The following is a 13,650-nucleotide window of genomic DNA, read 5'->3' as shown; positions in this document are numbered from 1 at the left end:
CTTCAAGACTTGTTCTTGCGCTCGCGCAGCTCGCCGAAGACCGCGGTGGCATCCGCGCCCTTCATGTGCAGCCTGGCTGCGATCGACGGTTCGTCGGCGCGCAGGAACACGTTTGTCCGCTTCTCGTCGCCAAGCAGCGAGGGAATGGTCGGCTTGTTCTCGGCCCGCAGCCTCGCCACCTCCGCCGCGCGCGCTTGCAGCGCCGCATTGTCGGGGTCGACGGTCAGTGCGAACTTGACGTTGGACGCCGTGTATTCATGGCCGCAATAGAGCTTGAAGTCGTCGGGCAGGGCACGCAGTTTCAAAAGCGAATCCCACATCATCGGATAGGTGCCCTCGAACACGCGGCCGCAGCCGATCGAGAAGAGCGTGTCGGCGGCGAACAACGCCTTCTCGGTGTCGAACACATAGGAGATGTGGTCGAGCGTGTGGCCGGGCGTCTCCAGTACGCGCCCCAGCAAGCTGCCGACCTTGACGATTTCGGCATTGGCGACGCGCAGGTCGACGTCTGCGATCTCCGTCGTCTTGTCATGCGGCGCGACGACGCGGCAATTGTATTTCTGCTTGAGTTCGGCGACTCCGCCGACATGATCGCCATGATGATGGGTGATCAGGATGTCGGTGAGCTGCCAGCCCTCGCGCTCGAGCGCCCTCACGATGGGGCCGGCCTCCGGCGCGTCGATCGACGCCGTCGCCTTGGTTTCCACATCGTGGATCAGATAACCGAAATTGTCGTTTAAACAGGTGAAAGTACGAATTTCGGCGGCCATGTCGTCTCCATCGCGCTCAGCTCCGTCAGACAAATATGGCGTTAACGTTGCGCAGGCAATGCAATATTCCGCGCGCAGGGGCCACCTCGTGCATGTTACATTGCGGTCATGACCATTGATGTCGTCGACCTCCGCGAGTTCTACTCCCGTCGCCTCGGGATTGTGGCGCGGCAAATGATCAATCGCGGCATTCGGGAGCGCTGGCCGCGCGTCGACGGCCAGCGGGTGCTCGGCTTCGGCTATCCCACGCCCTATCTCGGGTTGTTCCGCGAGGACGCGGAGCGCTGCATCGCCTTCATGCCGTCGGCCCAGGGCGTCCTGAAATGGCCGACGGGACGGCCGGCACTCGCCTCGCTGGTGGATGAGTTCTCGCTGCCGCTTCCCGACGCCGCGGTCGATCGCATCCTGCTGGTCCACGCACTGGAGATGTCGGACGATCCGGCCGCGCTGCTGCGCGAGGCATGGCGCGTGCTGTCGCCGTCCGGTCGCGTGATTGCGGTGATTCCGAACCGGCGCGGGGTGTGGACCCGCACCGACAGCACGCCGTTCGGTCACGGCCGGCCCTATTCGCGCTCGCAGATCACGGACCTGTTGCGCCAGACCTGGTTCACCCCGACCGCCTGGGGCGAGGCGCTGTTCATGCCGCCCTATGCCGGCGGCTGGGTGCTGAAATCCGCACAGATGTGGGAGCGGGCCGGCGCGGCGCTGTCGCTGCCCTTTGCCGGCGTGCACATCGTCGAGGCGACCAAGCAGGTCTACCGCGCGATCCCCGCCAAGCGCGAGCGGGCGCGGCTGATTCCCTCGCTGGCGAAGCCGGTGCTGGTACCGTCCTCGACGACGGCGACGCGCGGCTAAAAACAAATCGTCCCGGACATGCCGGGACGATTCAGGTCAGGGTATCTGGCGCAGGACGTCCGGCGAAAGGCTTACTCGCCGGGAGCCACTTCGTCGCTCGAAGCGGCCGGAGCGGCTTCGCGCTCGGGGCGCGGGCCATTCGGCCGGCGGCGCCGCCGCGGAAAGCGCTCGCCACCACCACCCTCGAAGCCGGCCTGGCCGGGCGCGCCACCGCTCACCTGCGGCTGCGGGCCGGTGATGAAGGACGGCAGGCGATCGACGCTGACGGCGTCGGCTACGACGGGCTGGGGCTGGTTCAGCGGCAGCGGTTGCGGCTGGGGCTGATATTGCGGCTGCGGGCGATGGTCGCGTTCGCGATGCTCGCGCGGCTGCTGGTTGTCGCGCTGATAGTGGTTGTCGCGGGGCTGATGATCACGCGGTTGATGATCGCGCGGGCCGTCGCGGTCGCGCGTGAAGGGCTGCGGTGGCGGCTGTGGGACAAAACCCGGCTCCTGGCCGAAGTTCGAGAAATTCTCGCCGTCGTCCTCGCCGTCGTCGCCGCTGCTGTTGCTGATGGGCTCGTCGCCGCGTGGCTGCTGATTCTGCCGGAACTGTTCCTGAGCCGTCGCGATCAGGCGAAAATAATGCTCGGCATGCTGGTAGTAGTTCTCGGCCGCAACGGGGTCTCCGGAGGAGCGTGCGTCGCGCGCGAGTTGGAGATACTTTTCAGCAATATGCGAAGCCGTGCCGCGGATCTTGATATCGGGTCCGTTGGACTCGTAGACCCGGGTCATCGGGTTCTGGCCGCGCCGGTTATTATTGTTGTTATTGTTATTATTATTGTTGCGGTTGCGCATCCGCTGCTTGTTCTGACCGTTTCTCATGTCCTGCCTTTAATTCCAGCCCTAAAGGTTGCACGCATTACTGATTGCCGAGAGTGACCTGATGACAGCGGTTCACATCGCTTGCGCGCAACCGCACGCAAGAGCGGATTGATCCCTGCCGATGTTCGTCGACCGTCGCGTTCAACAAAAGACGCGTTCCCCACCGCCAGCATCCATCGCCAGCGAACCCATTCATATCGCCTGCCGAAACAAGCCCTGCTTTGTTGCGTAAGTCTTCAAGCGCAATATCAGGCTTTCGTTCACGTTGCGGTCGGTAAGCAGCGCAGCTCAAATGGCCATCGCGCTCAACAGGACCTGCGGCTTGGAACCATTATCAGTAAGCTCTCGCCCGAGAGCCCGGCTTTCGCCCGTAGGTCTACGGGGCCGGCACCGATGTGTTGGTCGGAAGGTAGTCGTTCCCAAGGGATATTCCAAGAGGTTTTTTGCAGCCCAATCCGGCTTTTATGGGGGCATTTTCCGGGCCGAAACCGCCCGCGGGATGCCCGCCAGATCGGCCTTGGGCGGCCTGTCCACGACCAACGCGGCAGCTGTCATCAAGGTTTCAATATTTCGGGCCTGGCCCTGTCCGGCCTCGACGATCAGTGCTCCGCCGGGGGCGAGACGTTCAGCCGCCTGCGGGATCAGGGCGCGATAGGCGTCGTAACCGTCATTGCCGCCGTCCAGCGCCAGATGCGGATCGTGCTCGCGCACCTCGATGCTCAATTTCGGAATTTCGGCCGACGGGATGTAGGGCGGGTTCGACACGACGAGGTCGAACGGGCCGCGGAGCGCCGCTGCGTAGGAGCAGGCGACGAAGCCGGCGCGGTCGGCAAGGCCCAGAGCAGCGGCGTTGTCTCTGGCGGTCTTGAGCGCGGTCAGGCTGAGATCGGTGCCGACGCCGACGGCGCCGGGAATTTCGTGCAGCAGCGCGAGCAGGATGGCGCCGGATCCGGTGCCGATATCGGCGATGCGTATCTGATGGGAGGCTTGCCGCTCGCGAAAGATTTCGAGCGCCAGTTCGACCACGGTCTCGGTGTCGGGACGCGGCACCAGCGTTGCTTCCGACAGACGAAACGGCAGGCCCCAGAATTCACGCGTGCCGAGAATGCGGGCGACCGGCTCGCCGGCGATGCGGCGCCCGACATATTGCGCGAGCCGCGACGTCTCGGTTTCCGTAAGCAGGCGTGCGGCCTGCGCAACGAGACCTGTGAGATCAAGTCCGAGTGCCGCGCCGAGCAGGATCCGCGCGTCGAGCTCGGCTTCTTCGAGCTGCGCCGATCTCAGTTGCGCGGCGAGCGCGCGCCGCGCGCTCTCAACGGATAATGCGGTGAAGGGATTGCTCACGCGCCGGTCACGCCGCCGCGCCCTGAGCGGCGAGCTGCGCGGCCTGGTGCTCGGTGGTCAGCGCGTCGGTCAATTCGCCCAGCGCTTCGCCCGCGATCACCTGCGGCAGCTTGTAGAGCGTCAAATTGATGCGGTGATCGGTGACGCGTCCTTGCGGAAAATTGTAAGTGCGGATGCGCTCGCTGCGATCGCCGGAGCCGACCTTCTCCTTGCGCTCGGCCGAGCGCGCCGCGTCGAGGCGTTGCTGCTCGGCGTCGTAGATGCGCGAACGCAGGATGTTCATGGCGGAAGCGCGATTCTTGTGCTGCGAGCGGCTGTCCTGCATCATCACCACGATGCCGGTCGGGATGTGGGTGATGCGGATCGCCGATTCGGTCTTGTTGACGTGCTGGCCGCCGGCGCCTCCGGCGCGCATGGTTTCAATACGCAAATCATCGTTCCGGATCTCGACGTCAACCTCCTCGACCTCGGGCATCACGGCGACGGTGGCGGCGGATGTGTGGATGCGCCCCTGCGTCTCGGTGTCCGGCACGCGCTGTACCCGGTGCACGCCGGACTCGAATTTCAGCTTCGAGAACGCGCCGCGGCCCTGGACCTCGGCGATGATTTCCTTATAGCCGCCGACGCTGCCCTCGCTCGCCGAGATCACTTCGACTTTCCAGCCCTGCAGGGCCGCGAAGCGCTCGTACATCCGGAACAGGTCGCCGGCGAAGAGCGAAGCCTCGTCGCCGCCGGTGCCGGCGCGGATTTCCAGCACCACGTTGCGATCGTCCATCGCGTCCTTCGGCAGCAGTGCGACGCGGATCTTCTGGACCAGGTCCTCGATCTTCGGCGTCAGTTCGTCGCGCTCGGCTTCCGCCATGGCGCGCATCTCGGCATCGGTCGCGGAGTCGGCGATCAGCGCCTCGGTGTCGGCGAGCTCCTTGACGGCCGAACGATAGGCTTTGACCGCTTCGATGAGCGGCGTGAGCTCGGCGAGCTCACGCGTGATCTGCACATAGCGTTCGGAGGCGAGCTGACCGAGCGATTCGGCCTCCAGCGAGGCGTGATGCGCGAGCAGGACGTCCAGTTTGGCTTCGGGGAGTGACGACATTGGTTCAGTCTCAAAATGCGGGAAAGGGCGAGGCGGCAGGAGGGGGCGACAGGCCCGCTACAACGCCAGGCCTTCGGCCTCGGCAAATTCCGTCAGCTTCTGCCGGATCGAGACGCTGCCGGCGGGCGCGTCCAACAACGGGCCGAGCATCGCTTCGGCCTTCTTGGCGTCGAGATCGAGCACCATGGCCTTGACCGGGCCGAGCGCGGTGGCCGAGAGCGACAACGAGCGATAGCCCATCGCGATCAGCGCCAGCGCACCGATCGGTTTCGACGCCATCTCGCCGCAGAGCGACAGCGATTTGTTCGCGGCTTGCGTCTTGTGTGCGATGTCGCGCAGCGCGCGCAGGATCGGCGCCGACATGGTGTCGAAGCGCTCGGAGACTTTTGCGTTGCCGCGGTCGACCGCAAACAGGAACTGGAATAGATCGTTGGAGCCGACCGAGATGAAGTCGACCTTCTTCAGGAGTTCGTCGAGCTGATAAAGCAGCGCCGGCACCTCGACCATGGTGCCGATGTCGATTCTTTCAGGCAGCGTGTGGCCGTGCTGGCGCAGATAGGTCAGCTCGCGTTCGACCAGCGCCTTCGCCGAATCGAATTCTCCCACCTCCGAGATCATCGGGAACATGATGCGCAGCGCGCGGCCGCCGCCGGCGCGCAGCAGCGCGCGGATCTGGCCGCGCAACAGGCCGGGACGGTCGAGGCCGAGCCGGATCGCGCGCCATCCGAGCGCGGGATTCTCCTCGATCACCGCCTCCATGTAAGGCAGCGCCTTGTCGCCGCCGATGTCGAGGGTGCGGAAGGTGACGGGCTTCGTGCCGGCGGCATCCAGCACGGTGCGATACAGCGCGAGCTGGTCGCTGGTGCGCGGCAGGCTCTGGCCCACCATGAATTGCAGCTCGGTGCGGAACAGGCCGATGCCGGCGCTGCCGGTGTCTTCGATGTGCGGCAGGTCGATCGCGAGACCCGCATTGATCATCAGCTCGACCTTCTGGCCGTCCTTGGTGACGCAGGGCCGGTCGCGCAGCGCCAGATACTGCGCCTGGCGGCGGGCGCGGAAGCGCACGCGCTCCGCGAAGGCGGCTTCGACCTCCTGCGATGGGCGCACATAGATCATGCCGGAGGTGCCGTCGACGATGACGGCGTCGCCGGGATCGGCGATACCAGGCGCGTTCGGGACTTCGCCGACCGCGGGAATGCCGAGCGCGCGCGCCACGATCGAGACGTGGGAATTGGCGGTGCCTTCTTCCAATATGATGCCGCGCAGGCGCTTGCGGTCGTAGTCGAGCAGCGCCGCCGGGCCCATCGCGCGCGCGATGACGATGGCATTGTCGGGCAATTGTTCGCGTGACGGCGCGTGATCCTGGCCGACCAGCTGCCGCATCAGGCGATAGCCGAGATCCTCGAGATCATGCAGCCGGTCGCGCAAATAGGGATCGGTCGAGCGCAGCATGCGCGCGCGGGTGTCGGATTGCACACGCTCGACGGCGGCTTCCGCCGTGAGGCCGGTGGCGACCGCCTCGTGCAGCTTGTGCGACCAGCCCTGGTCGTTGGCGAACATGCGATAGGCTTCCAGCACCTCGCGATGCTCGCCGCCCTCGGCGACGTCGCCGCGCTCCAGCATGCGGTCGAGATCGGCGCGCAGCTTGGCCAGCGCGGTGTCGAGCCGCTTGATCTCCTTCGGCAGGTCCTCGGCGATGTAGTCCTTGATGACCACGCGGGGCTCGTGCAGCACGACATGGCCGAGCGCGATGCCTTCCGACAGGATGGCGCCGACCTTCTGCGCCGAATGGCGCGCCGCGGGCTCATGGCCCGGCTGGGCCAGCGCAGACAGCTCGCCGGAGGCGATCAGCTCCGCCAGCACCATCGCGGTGGTCTGAAGCGCCTCGAGCTCCTCCTCGACATAGTTGCGCTTGGCGCGGTTCTGCACCACCAGCACGCCGAGCGTGTTGCCGGCGCGCAGGATCGGCACGCCGAGAAAGGAGTGGTAGATCTCTTCGCCGGTCTCCGGGCGGAAAGAGAAGGCCGGATGGCTCTGCGCATCGTTCAAGTTGAGAGGGGTTGCCTCGCTGGCGACCAGGCCGACAAGGCCCTCATGGGCGCTGAGCACGGTGTGGTGCACCGCCTCGCGGTTGAGACCTTCGGTGGCATAGAGCTCGAGCGTGTTGTCGACGCGCAGCACATAGACGGAGCACACCTCGGCCACCATGTTGGCCGCGATCAGCACCACGATCTTGTCGAGCCGCTCCTGGGCCGAGACCTGCTCCGCCATGGTTTCGCGGAGCCGTCTCAACAAGACGCGGGGACCTCCCGACGCGCTCCGCATGAACCGTCAATCTCCTCCGTCTGCCGGGGCCGAAAGGACCCGCGGCGGCTCGCCCAGAAATCCAGAAAAACAACAAATTTGCTCGTCCGGCGCCAGCCCCGGCGGTTGCCTGGGCCGAATCAGCACCGCCTCAACTGGGGCACAGTTTCCGGCAGCCCACCCTGTTCGCCGTATAGCGAATTGGGGCTTGTTTTGCCAAGCAAAACGCCTGCCAAACGCGAAAGTGTGGAGACCTCAGCGTTTGCTGCGACCGCTAAGAGAAAATTAGCCTAAGCCTGATCGAGACCGTAGAGCGTGTGCAGGGTGCGCACCGCAAGCTCGGTATAGGCGGTGTCGATCAGAACCGAGAATTTGATCTCGGAGGTTGTAATGGCCCGGATGTTGATATTCCGTCCCGCGAGGGCCGAGAACGCCTGGGCGGCAACGCCGGCATGGCTGCGCATGCCGCTGCCGATCACCGAGATCTTGGCGACGTCGGTCGCAGTGTCGAGCCGGGCATAATTGATCTGGCTCTTGGCCGCGGTGATCGTCTCCTTGGCCCTGGTGTAGTCGGCGGCCGGGACCGTAAAGGTGAGGTCGGTGGTCTTGCCGTCCTCGGAGACGTTCTGCACGATCATGTCGACGTTGATGTTGGCATCCGCGAGCGGGCCGAAGATCGACGCCGCCACGCCGGGCTTGTCCTCGATCTGGCGTACCGAGATCTGGGCCTCGTCCTTCGAAAAGGCGATGCCGGTGACGACGTGGCTTTCCATGATCTCCTCCTCGCTGCAGATCAGCGTGCCGGGCGGCTGGTTGGCATGCGGATCGATATCCTCGGGCTTGTCGAAGCTCGAGCGGACGAAAATCGGCATGTTGTGGACCATGCCGAGTTCCACGGAGCGGACCTGGAGCACCTTGGCGCCCTGGGAGGCCAGTTCCAGCATGTCTTCGAACGCGATCTTGTCGAGTCGGCGCGCCTTCGGCACGATTCGCGGATCGGTGGTGTAGACACCGTCGACGTCGGTGTAGATGTCGCAGCGGTCCGCCTTGACGGCGGCGGCGATCGCCACGGCCGAGGTATCGGAGCCGCCGCGGCCGAGCGTGGTAATGCGGTTGGTCTCGGGGTTGATGCCCTGAAAGCCGGCGATCACGGCGACTTCCTTGCGCTCCCTGAAGCGCTTGATGATCTCGCTGCCGTCGATGCCCTCGATCCGGGCCGAGGCATGGGCGTCGCTGGTCTTGATCGGGATCTGCCAGCCCTGCCAGGAGCGGGCCTGGATACCCATGCCCTGAAGCACGATGGCAAGCAGGCCGGACGTCACCTGTTCGCCCGAGGCGACCACGGCGTCGTATTCGCGCGCGTCGTGCATCGGCGAGGCCTCGGTGCACCAGGCCACCAGCTCGTTGGTTTTACCGGACATCGCCGAGACGACCACGGCCACTTCATGGCCGGCGTCGACCTCACGCTTCACATGGCGTGCGACGTTGCGGATACGTTCGATGTTGGCGACGGATGTGCCGCCGAATTTCATCACGAGGCGGCTCATGACGACGCGTGCATTCCCTCATAAGGATAAGTATGGTGACCCGCGCTGGACGGGTGCCTGCGATACCGACCGCGCGTATACAGAGCGGCGGGGCCGGGGGCAAGCGGGTTCCTGGGCGGGCCAATCCGGGCAATGGGTTAATCGAGGTCATGGCGCGTTATATCGACGAGATCCTGCAACCGGGCGAGCGGGTGCTGTATTCGACCAATGCGCACTGGATCTTCTATTTTCCGGCGATCCTGGCCTGGATCGTGGCGCTGGCCCTGTTCGTCCTGTCCCGGCAAACCATCGTCGAGGGGCTCGTGCTGCTCTGCCTCGTCGCGGCCGGCCTGGTGGCTCTGGCGGCGCTGTACTGGACCGTGAAGGGCTGGTTCCATCGCTTTACCACCGAGACTGACGTGACCAATTTGCGGATCGTGCACAAGACCGGCTTCATCAAGCGCCGCACCTTCGAGATGGCGCTGGACAAGGTCGAGAGCGTCGATGTGAATCAGACCATTCTTGGACGTATTCTCAACTATGGCGATGTCACCATCAATGGCGTGGGGGAAGGTCGCGAAACCATCCGGACCATCGCCTCGCCGCTCGCCTTCCGCAGTTCGATCACCACGCGGTAGGACCGCGCGCAACCCATGAGCATGCAGCAAAATACTTCCGCTACCGCAAGCCCGCAGCCGGGCTCGACCGTCGACGCCGCCGAGATCGCGAAATTCTCAAAACTTTCAGCCGAGTGGTGGGACCCCAACGGCAAGATGGCGCCGCTGCACCGGATCAACCCGCTGCGGCTCGGCTACATCCGCGATGCCGCCTGCCGCAAGTTCGAGCGCAACGCGCGCAGCCTCAACTGCCTCGGCGGTCTGCGCGTGCTCGACATCGGCTGCGGCGCCGGCCTGCTCTGCGAGCCGCTGTCGCGCCTGGGTGCGCAGGTCATCGGCGTCGATCCGTCGGTCAGCAACATCGCGGCCGCGAAGCTGCATGCCGACAAGGCGCATCTCGCGATCGACTATCGCTGCACCACGGTCGAGGAGATCGACCCGCGCGAGCGCTTCGACATCGTGCTGGCGATGGAGGTGGTCGAGCACGTCGTCGACGTCGGCGTTTTCCTGAAGCGCTGCGCCGCGATGCTGAAGCCAAACGGGTTGATGGTGGTCTCGACGCTGAACAGGAACTGGAAGAGCTTTGCGCTCGCCATCGTCGGCGCCGAATACGTCCTGCGCTGGCTGCCGCGCGGCACCCACGAGTGGAACAAGTTCGTCACCCCCGACGAGCTGACGAGATACCTGCTCGACAATCGCCTGGTCATCACCGAGCAGACGGGCGTCGTCTACAGCCCCTTCGCCGACAAATGGACCCTCTCGTCAGACATGGACGTGAACTACATGGTGGTGGCGGAAGGCATGGTGTGAGGCGTTGCTGCTTCCAAACATCCGGCGTCGTCCTGGCGAAAGCCAGGACCCATTATACCCCAGGGGTCTAGTTAGGCGAAGGCTGATAACCACGAGTCTTCGCCAAATCACTCCTTGGGGTAATGGTCCTGGATCTGCGCTTCGCTTGCCCAGGACCACACTGAGTTTGTCAGGCAAGCATCGCACCCATGACATCCGCGTGATTGACCTGCTTGAGCGCGAGCGGCACGTTGACATCAACGTCCTGTTCCTCCCACCGCCATCCCACCCATGTTCACCATCGCCAGCCTCTGGATTCCCTTCACCGTCATTGCCGCGCTTGGCCAGGTCGCGCGCAATGCGATGCAGCGGTCGCTGACGAAGCCGCTGGGGACCTGGGGCGCAACCAATATCCGCTTCCTGTTCGGCTTTCCGTTCTCGCTGCTGTTTCTCGCGGTGGTGCTGGTCGCCAACGGCGATCATGTCGACATGCCGCCCGGTGTGTTCTGGCCGTGGCTCCTGCTCGGCGCGCTCAGCCAGATCGTCGCGACCGGCCTGATGCTGCTCGCCATGAACGACCGCTCCTTCGTGGTGACGACGGCCTATTTGAAAACCGAGGCGATCCAGACCGCCATCTTCGGCTTCGTCTTCCTCGGCGATCATCTGACATGGCTGAAGGTGCTGGCGATCGTGATCGCGACAATCGGCGTCGTCATCACCGCGCTGCGGCCCGGCGGCGAGAAGAGCTTTGCCGAATTGAAACCGACGATCACCGGTCTCGTCGCGGCCGCGGCCTTCGCGCTCTCTGCGGTCGGCTTCCGCGGCGCCATCATCAACGTGCCCGATGTCTCGTTCGTGACGGCGGCATCGTTCACGCTGGTGCTCGGCCTGTTCGTGCAGACGCTGATCCTGACGATCTATCTGCTCTGGCGCGCGCCGAACGTGCTTCAGGCGATCTTGGGGCTTTGGAAGCCATCGCTGCTCGCCGGCTTCATGGGCGCCTTCGCCTCGCAGTTCTGGTTCCTGGCGTTCGCGCTGACGGCCGCCGCCAATGTCCGCACCCTCGCCTTGATCGAGGTGCTGTTCGCGCAAGCCGTGGCGTATTACTCGTTCAAGCAGCCGATCGCGCCGCGCGAGATTATTGGCATCGCGCTGATCGTAATCGGCGTCGCGGTGCTGGTGGGAGTCTAGTTCCGGTCTTCCGGCAGCGTCGGCAGCGGCGACACCTCGATGCCTTCGTCGATCAGCGACTTGGCCTCGTCCGGCGAGGCCTCGCCGTAGATCGGACGGTGCTCCTTGTCGCCGTAATGCATCGCGCGGGCTTCGGTGGCGAATCGCTCCCCGACATTGTCGGCGTTCTTCACGATGTGATCGCGCAGCTCCTTGAGCTTGGCGCGCAGCTCGCGCTCCTGCGCCATCAACAGCGAGGTCGGTGCGGATTGCGCAGCCTCGGGCGCGGTCGTCGTGGCGGTGGGCTCAGGCGGCGGCGTGGCGCGTCCGCGGCCCTTCTTGCCGACGATGCGCGGCGCCATGATCGCCTTGTCGACCTTGGCCGAGCCGCAGATCGGACACGTCACGAGCTTGCGCTTCACCTGCTGGTCGTACGCGGCCGAGCTCTGGAACCAACTCTCGAAGTCGTGGCTCCGGTCGCAGCGGAGCGCGTAGCGGATCATGCCGATCCCCGCACCAGGTGCAGATGGTCCGGCCCCGCCTTGGGGTCGGCGACGCCGAAGCGGCGGCCGTGCTGGAGTGAGGGGATCGCGCGGCGCGCGGTCTCGACCTTTACCGGATCGATTTCAGCCATGATGATGCCGGGTTCGACATCGCCTTCGGCGAGGATCTCGCCCCAGGGATCGATGATCAGCGAATGGCCATAGGTCTCGCGCTTGTTCTCGTGCAGGCCTGCCTGCGCCGCGGCGAAGATGAAGCAACCGGTCTCGATCGCGCGCGCGCGCAACAATACGTGCCAATGCGCCTCGCCGGTCTTGCGGGTGAAGGCCGAGGGTACCGTGATGAAGTACGCGCCGCTTTCGGCCAGCGCGCGGTAGAGCGCGGGGAAGCGGACATCGTAGCAGATCGTCAGGCCGACGCGGCCCCAGGGCAGGTCGGAGATCACGGCCGTCTCGCCCGGCTGGTAATTGGCGGATTCGCGATAGCTCTCGCCGTCCGGCAGCTCGATATCGAACATGTGGATCTTGTCGTAGCTCGCGAGCACATTGCCCTCGGGCCCGATCAGGAACGAGCGGTTGACCGCTTTCTCGTCGGAAAAGCGCAGCGCCAGCGAGCCGATATGGATGTGGATCTTCAGTTCGGCAGCGAGCGCCCGGTACGCCCTCAGCGAGTTATCGTCGTCCTGGCTCTGGAGGTGCTCGAACAGGGCCTTGCGGTTGAGCTGCATCATGTTGCTGACTTCGGGCGTCTGCACGTAGTCGGCGCCATTGGCCGCAGCCTGGCGGATCAGCCCGGTGGCCTGCTCGAGGCTCGGCTCGGGCATCAGGCCGGTGCGCATCTGCACCATCGCCGCCGTGAAGGTCCTGTTGTCGCTCATGACTCCGCCTTGACGCTTTCGAGCATGCCGTCGAGCTTGCCTTCGCGATCGAGTGCGTAGAGCTCGTCGCAGCCGCCGACATGGGTTCCGCCGATCCAGATCTGCGGGAAGGTGGAGCCCTCGCCGGAGCGATCGTACATCTCCTGGCGCCAGGACGGGTTCTTGGCGATATCGAACTCCGTGAAGGTCGCCTTCTTGCGGGTCAGCAGCGACTTCGCGGCGGAACAATAGCCGCAGCCCGGCCTCGTGTAGATCTCGACAGCAGCGGTCATGGTGTCTGGCGCTCTCATGTCATGAATTCATTGAATTATATGGGACTTCACCGGCTCTCGACAACCCGGGCAAACACCAGCACGTCCACTTGCGCGGCCTTGGCCCGGAGCAGGGCCCGCGCACAGGCATCCAGCGTCGCACCCGACGTCAGGACGTCGTCGATGAGGACAATGCGCCGACCTTGGACGTCGGCCTGGCGGTCGGGGGATACCTGGAATGCGCCTTGCACATTGGTGGCGCGCTGGGCCCGCGACAGGCCGATCTGCTGCTCGGTCGCGCGTACCCGGCGCAGTACCTCAGCCTTCACCTTTACCCCGCTCTGCCGCTCGATGATCCGCGCCAGCGCCCCGGACTGGTTGTAGCGGCGGCGCCAGGCCCTTCGCCAGTGCAGGGGAACGGGCACCAGCATGTCGGCCTCGGTGAGCAGTTCGCCACCTGCGCGCGTCATCCAGCGGCCCATGGCGGGGGCCAAGTCCGTGCGGTCCTGGTATTTCAGCGCATGCACCAGGGTGCGCGCGACGTCGTCATAGCGCACGGCGGCGCGCGCCCCCGGGTTGGCCGGCGGGCGGGCGCTAGCCGACCAAGCCACCAAGTAGGGGGCCGGATAGTTAACAAAAAGGAATCCCAGCCGCGAGCAGGCCCCCCGGCGGAAACCCCAGGCAGCGGGC

Annotated in this window: 14 protein-coding genes; 4 read left to right on the top strand and 10 right to left on the bottom strand. The window is 65.1% G+C overall.

The genetic code is table 11. The features are described from left to right. Positions 1–2: 2 nt before the first annotated feature. The gene (gloB, locus tag AC0L2J_RS25530) at positions 3–770 is read right to left on the bottom strand and encodes a hydroxyacylglutathione hydrolase (RefSeq protein ID WP_063992451.1); all 768 of its coding nucleotides are present in this window, start codon (positions 768–770) and stop codon (positions 3–5) included. A 108-nt stretch (positions 771–878) separates the two neighbouring features. Between gloB and AC0L2J_RS25525 the strand changes: the two genes are divergently transcribed. After that, positions 879–1,625 (top strand): class I SAM-dependent methyltransferase, encoded by a 747-nt coding sequence (locus AC0L2J_RS25525; protein ID WP_007599158.1) that lies wholly within the window; start codon positions 879–881, stop codon positions 1,623–1,625. Between the two features lie 71 nt (positions 1,626–1,696). Here the strand turns inward: AC0L2J_RS25525 and AC0L2J_RS25520 are convergent, their stop codons facing one another. The 5 genes from AC0L2J_RS25520 to AC0L2J_RS25500 all read right to left on the bottom strand — a co-directional run bounded on the left by AC0L2J_RS25520 (position 1,697) and on the right by AC0L2J_RS25500 (position 8,776). Beyond that, entirely contained in the window at positions 1,697–2,488 is a 792-nt protein-coding gene (locus AC0L2J_RS25520) for a DUF4167 domain-containing protein (RefSeq protein ID WP_063992452.1), read from the bottom strand. Between the two features lie 462 nt (positions 2,489–2,950). Beyond that, positions 2,951–3,832: a peptide chain release factor N(5)-glutamine methyltransferase gene (gene prmC, locus AC0L2J_RS25515; RefSeq protein WP_473394899.1), complete on the bottom strand. Its 882-nt coding sequence runs from the start codon at positions 3,830–3,832 to the stop codon at positions 2,951–2,953. 7 nt (positions 3,833–3,839) lie between these two features. After that, positions 3,840–4,925 carry a peptide chain release factor 1 gene (prfA, locus tag AC0L2J_RS25510; RefSeq protein WP_473394898.1) on the bottom strand — a complete coding sequence of 362 codons (1,086 nt, stop codon included), beginning with the start codon at positions 4,923–4,925 and terminating at the stop codon, positions 3,840–3,842. Positions 4,926–4,982: 57 nt separating this feature from the next. Continuing rightward, positions 4,983–7,250 (bottom strand): phosphoenolpyruvate--protein phosphotransferase, encoded by a 2,268-nt coding sequence (gene ptsP / locus AC0L2J_RS25505; protein WP_007604540.1) that lies wholly within the window; start codon positions 7,248–7,250, stop codon positions 4,983–4,985. Between the two features lie 269 nt (positions 7,251–7,519). Next, entirely contained in the window at positions 7,520–8,776 is a 1,257-nt protein-coding gene (locus tag AC0L2J_RS25500; RefSeq protein WP_035973494.1) for an aspartate kinase, read from the bottom strand. A 149-nt stretch (positions 8,777–8,925) separates the two neighbouring features. Between AC0L2J_RS25500 and AC0L2J_RS25495 the strand changes: the two genes are divergently transcribed. The 3 genes from AC0L2J_RS25495 to AC0L2J_RS25485 all read left to right on the top strand — a co-directional run bounded on the left by AC0L2J_RS25495 (position 8,926) and on the right by AC0L2J_RS25485 (position 11,352). Further along, entirely contained in the window at positions 8,926–9,393 is a 468-nt protein-coding gene (locus AC0L2J_RS25495) for a PH domain-containing protein (RefSeq protein ID WP_473394897.1), read from the top strand. 15 nt (positions 9,394–9,408) lie between these two features. Further along, the gene (ubiG, locus tag AC0L2J_RS25490; RefSeq protein WP_473394896.1) at positions 9,409–10,182 is read left to right on the top strand and encodes a bifunctional 2-polyprenyl-6-hydroxyphenol methylase/3-demethylubiquinol 3-O-methyltransferase UbiG; all 774 of its coding nucleotides are present in this window, start codon (positions 9,409–9,411) and stop codon (positions 10,180–10,182) included. Positions 10,183–10,452: 270 nt separating this feature from the next. Further along, positions 10,453–11,352 carry an EamA family transporter gene (locus tag AC0L2J_RS25485; protein WP_473394895.1) on the top strand — a complete coding sequence of 300 codons (900 nt, stop codon included), beginning with the start codon at positions 10,453–10,455 and terminating at the stop codon, positions 11,350–11,352. Here the strand turns inward: AC0L2J_RS25485 and AC0L2J_RS25480 are convergent. The 4 genes from AC0L2J_RS25480 to AC0L2J_RS25465 form a co-directional block, all read right to left on the bottom strand. Then, positions 11,349–11,834 (bottom strand): DUF1178 family protein, encoded by a 486-nt coding sequence (locus AC0L2J_RS25480; protein ID WP_473394894.1) that lies wholly within the window; start codon positions 11,832–11,834, stop codon positions 11,349–11,351. The genes AC0L2J_RS25485 and AC0L2J_RS25480 overlap by 4 nt on opposite strands. After that, a complete protein-coding gene (locus AC0L2J_RS25475) occupies positions 11,831–12,709 on the bottom strand; it encodes a carbon-nitrogen hydrolase family protein (protein ID WP_473394893.1) in 879 nt (292 codons plus the stop codon). Before AC0L2J_RS25475 ends, AC0L2J_RS25480 begins: the two co-directional genes overlap by 4 nt. Next, entirely contained in the window at positions 12,706–12,981 is a 276-nt protein-coding gene (gene grxC / locus AC0L2J_RS25470) for a glutaredoxin 3 (RefSeq protein ID WP_007604552.1), read from the bottom strand. The genes AC0L2J_RS25475 and grxC overlap by 4 nt, the downstream gene beginning before the upstream one ends. Positions 12,982–13,028: 47 nt before the next feature. Further along, positions 13,029–13,650 (bottom strand): ComF family protein (locus AC0L2J_RS25465; protein ID WP_473394892.1); only part of this gene is annotated, 622 nt, incomplete at its 5' end.

Source organism: Bradyrhizobium sp. MV1.5 (assembly GCF_055807615.1).
Note: the sequence above shows the minus strand (reverse complement) of the source record. Positions and strands in the feature narration are given on the sequence as shown.

Excerpts from the sequence above, each read along its gene's own strand:
- AC0L2J_RS25495 (WP_473394897.1), top strand. The coding sequence starts at position 8,926 with ATGGCGCGTTATATCGACGAGATCCTGCAACCGGGCGAGCGGGTGCTG.
- AC0L2J_RS25525 (WP_007599158.1), top strand. The coding sequence starts at position 879 with ATGACCATTGATGTCGTCGACCTCCGCGAGTTCTACTCCCGTCGCCTC.
- gloB (WP_063992451.1), bottom strand. The coding sequence starts at position 770 with ATGGCCGCCGAAATTCGTACTTTCACCTGTTTAAACGACAATTTCGGT.
- ptsP (WP_007604540.1), bottom strand. The coding sequence starts at position 7,250 with ATGCGGAGCGCGTCGGGAGGTCCCCGCGTCTTGTTGAGACGGCTCCGC.
- prfA (WP_473394898.1), bottom strand. The coding sequence starts at position 4,925 with ATGTCGTCACTCCCCGAAGCCAAACTGGACGTCCTGCTCGCGCATCAC.
- AC0L2J_RS25500 (WP_035973494.1), bottom strand. The coding sequence starts at position 8,776 with ATGAGCCGCCTCGTGATGAAATTCGGCGGCACATCCGTCGCCAACATC.
- AC0L2J_RS25480 (WP_473394894.1), bottom strand. The coding sequence starts at position 11,834 with ATGATCCGCTACGCGCTCCGCTGCGACCGGAGCCACGACTTCGAGAGT.
- ubiG (WP_473394896.1), top strand. The coding sequence starts at position 9,409 with ATGAGCATGCAGCAAAATACTTCCGCTACCGCAAGCCCGCAGCCGGGC.
- AC0L2J_RS25485 (WP_473394895.1), top strand. The coding sequence starts at position 10,453 with ATGTTCACCATCGCCAGCCTCTGGATTCCCTTCACCGTCATTGCCGCG.
- grxC (WP_007604552.1), bottom strand. The coding sequence starts at position 12,981 with ATGACCGCTGCTGTCGAGATCTACACGAGGCCGGGCTGCGGCTATTGT.
- AC0L2J_RS25520 (WP_063992452.1), bottom strand. The coding sequence starts at position 2,488 with ATGAGAAACGGTCAGAACAAGCAGCGGATGCGCAACCGCAACAATAAT.
- AC0L2J_RS25475 (WP_473394893.1), bottom strand. The coding sequence starts at position 12,709 with ATGAGCGACAACAGGACCTTCACGGCGGCGATGGTGCAGATGCGCACC.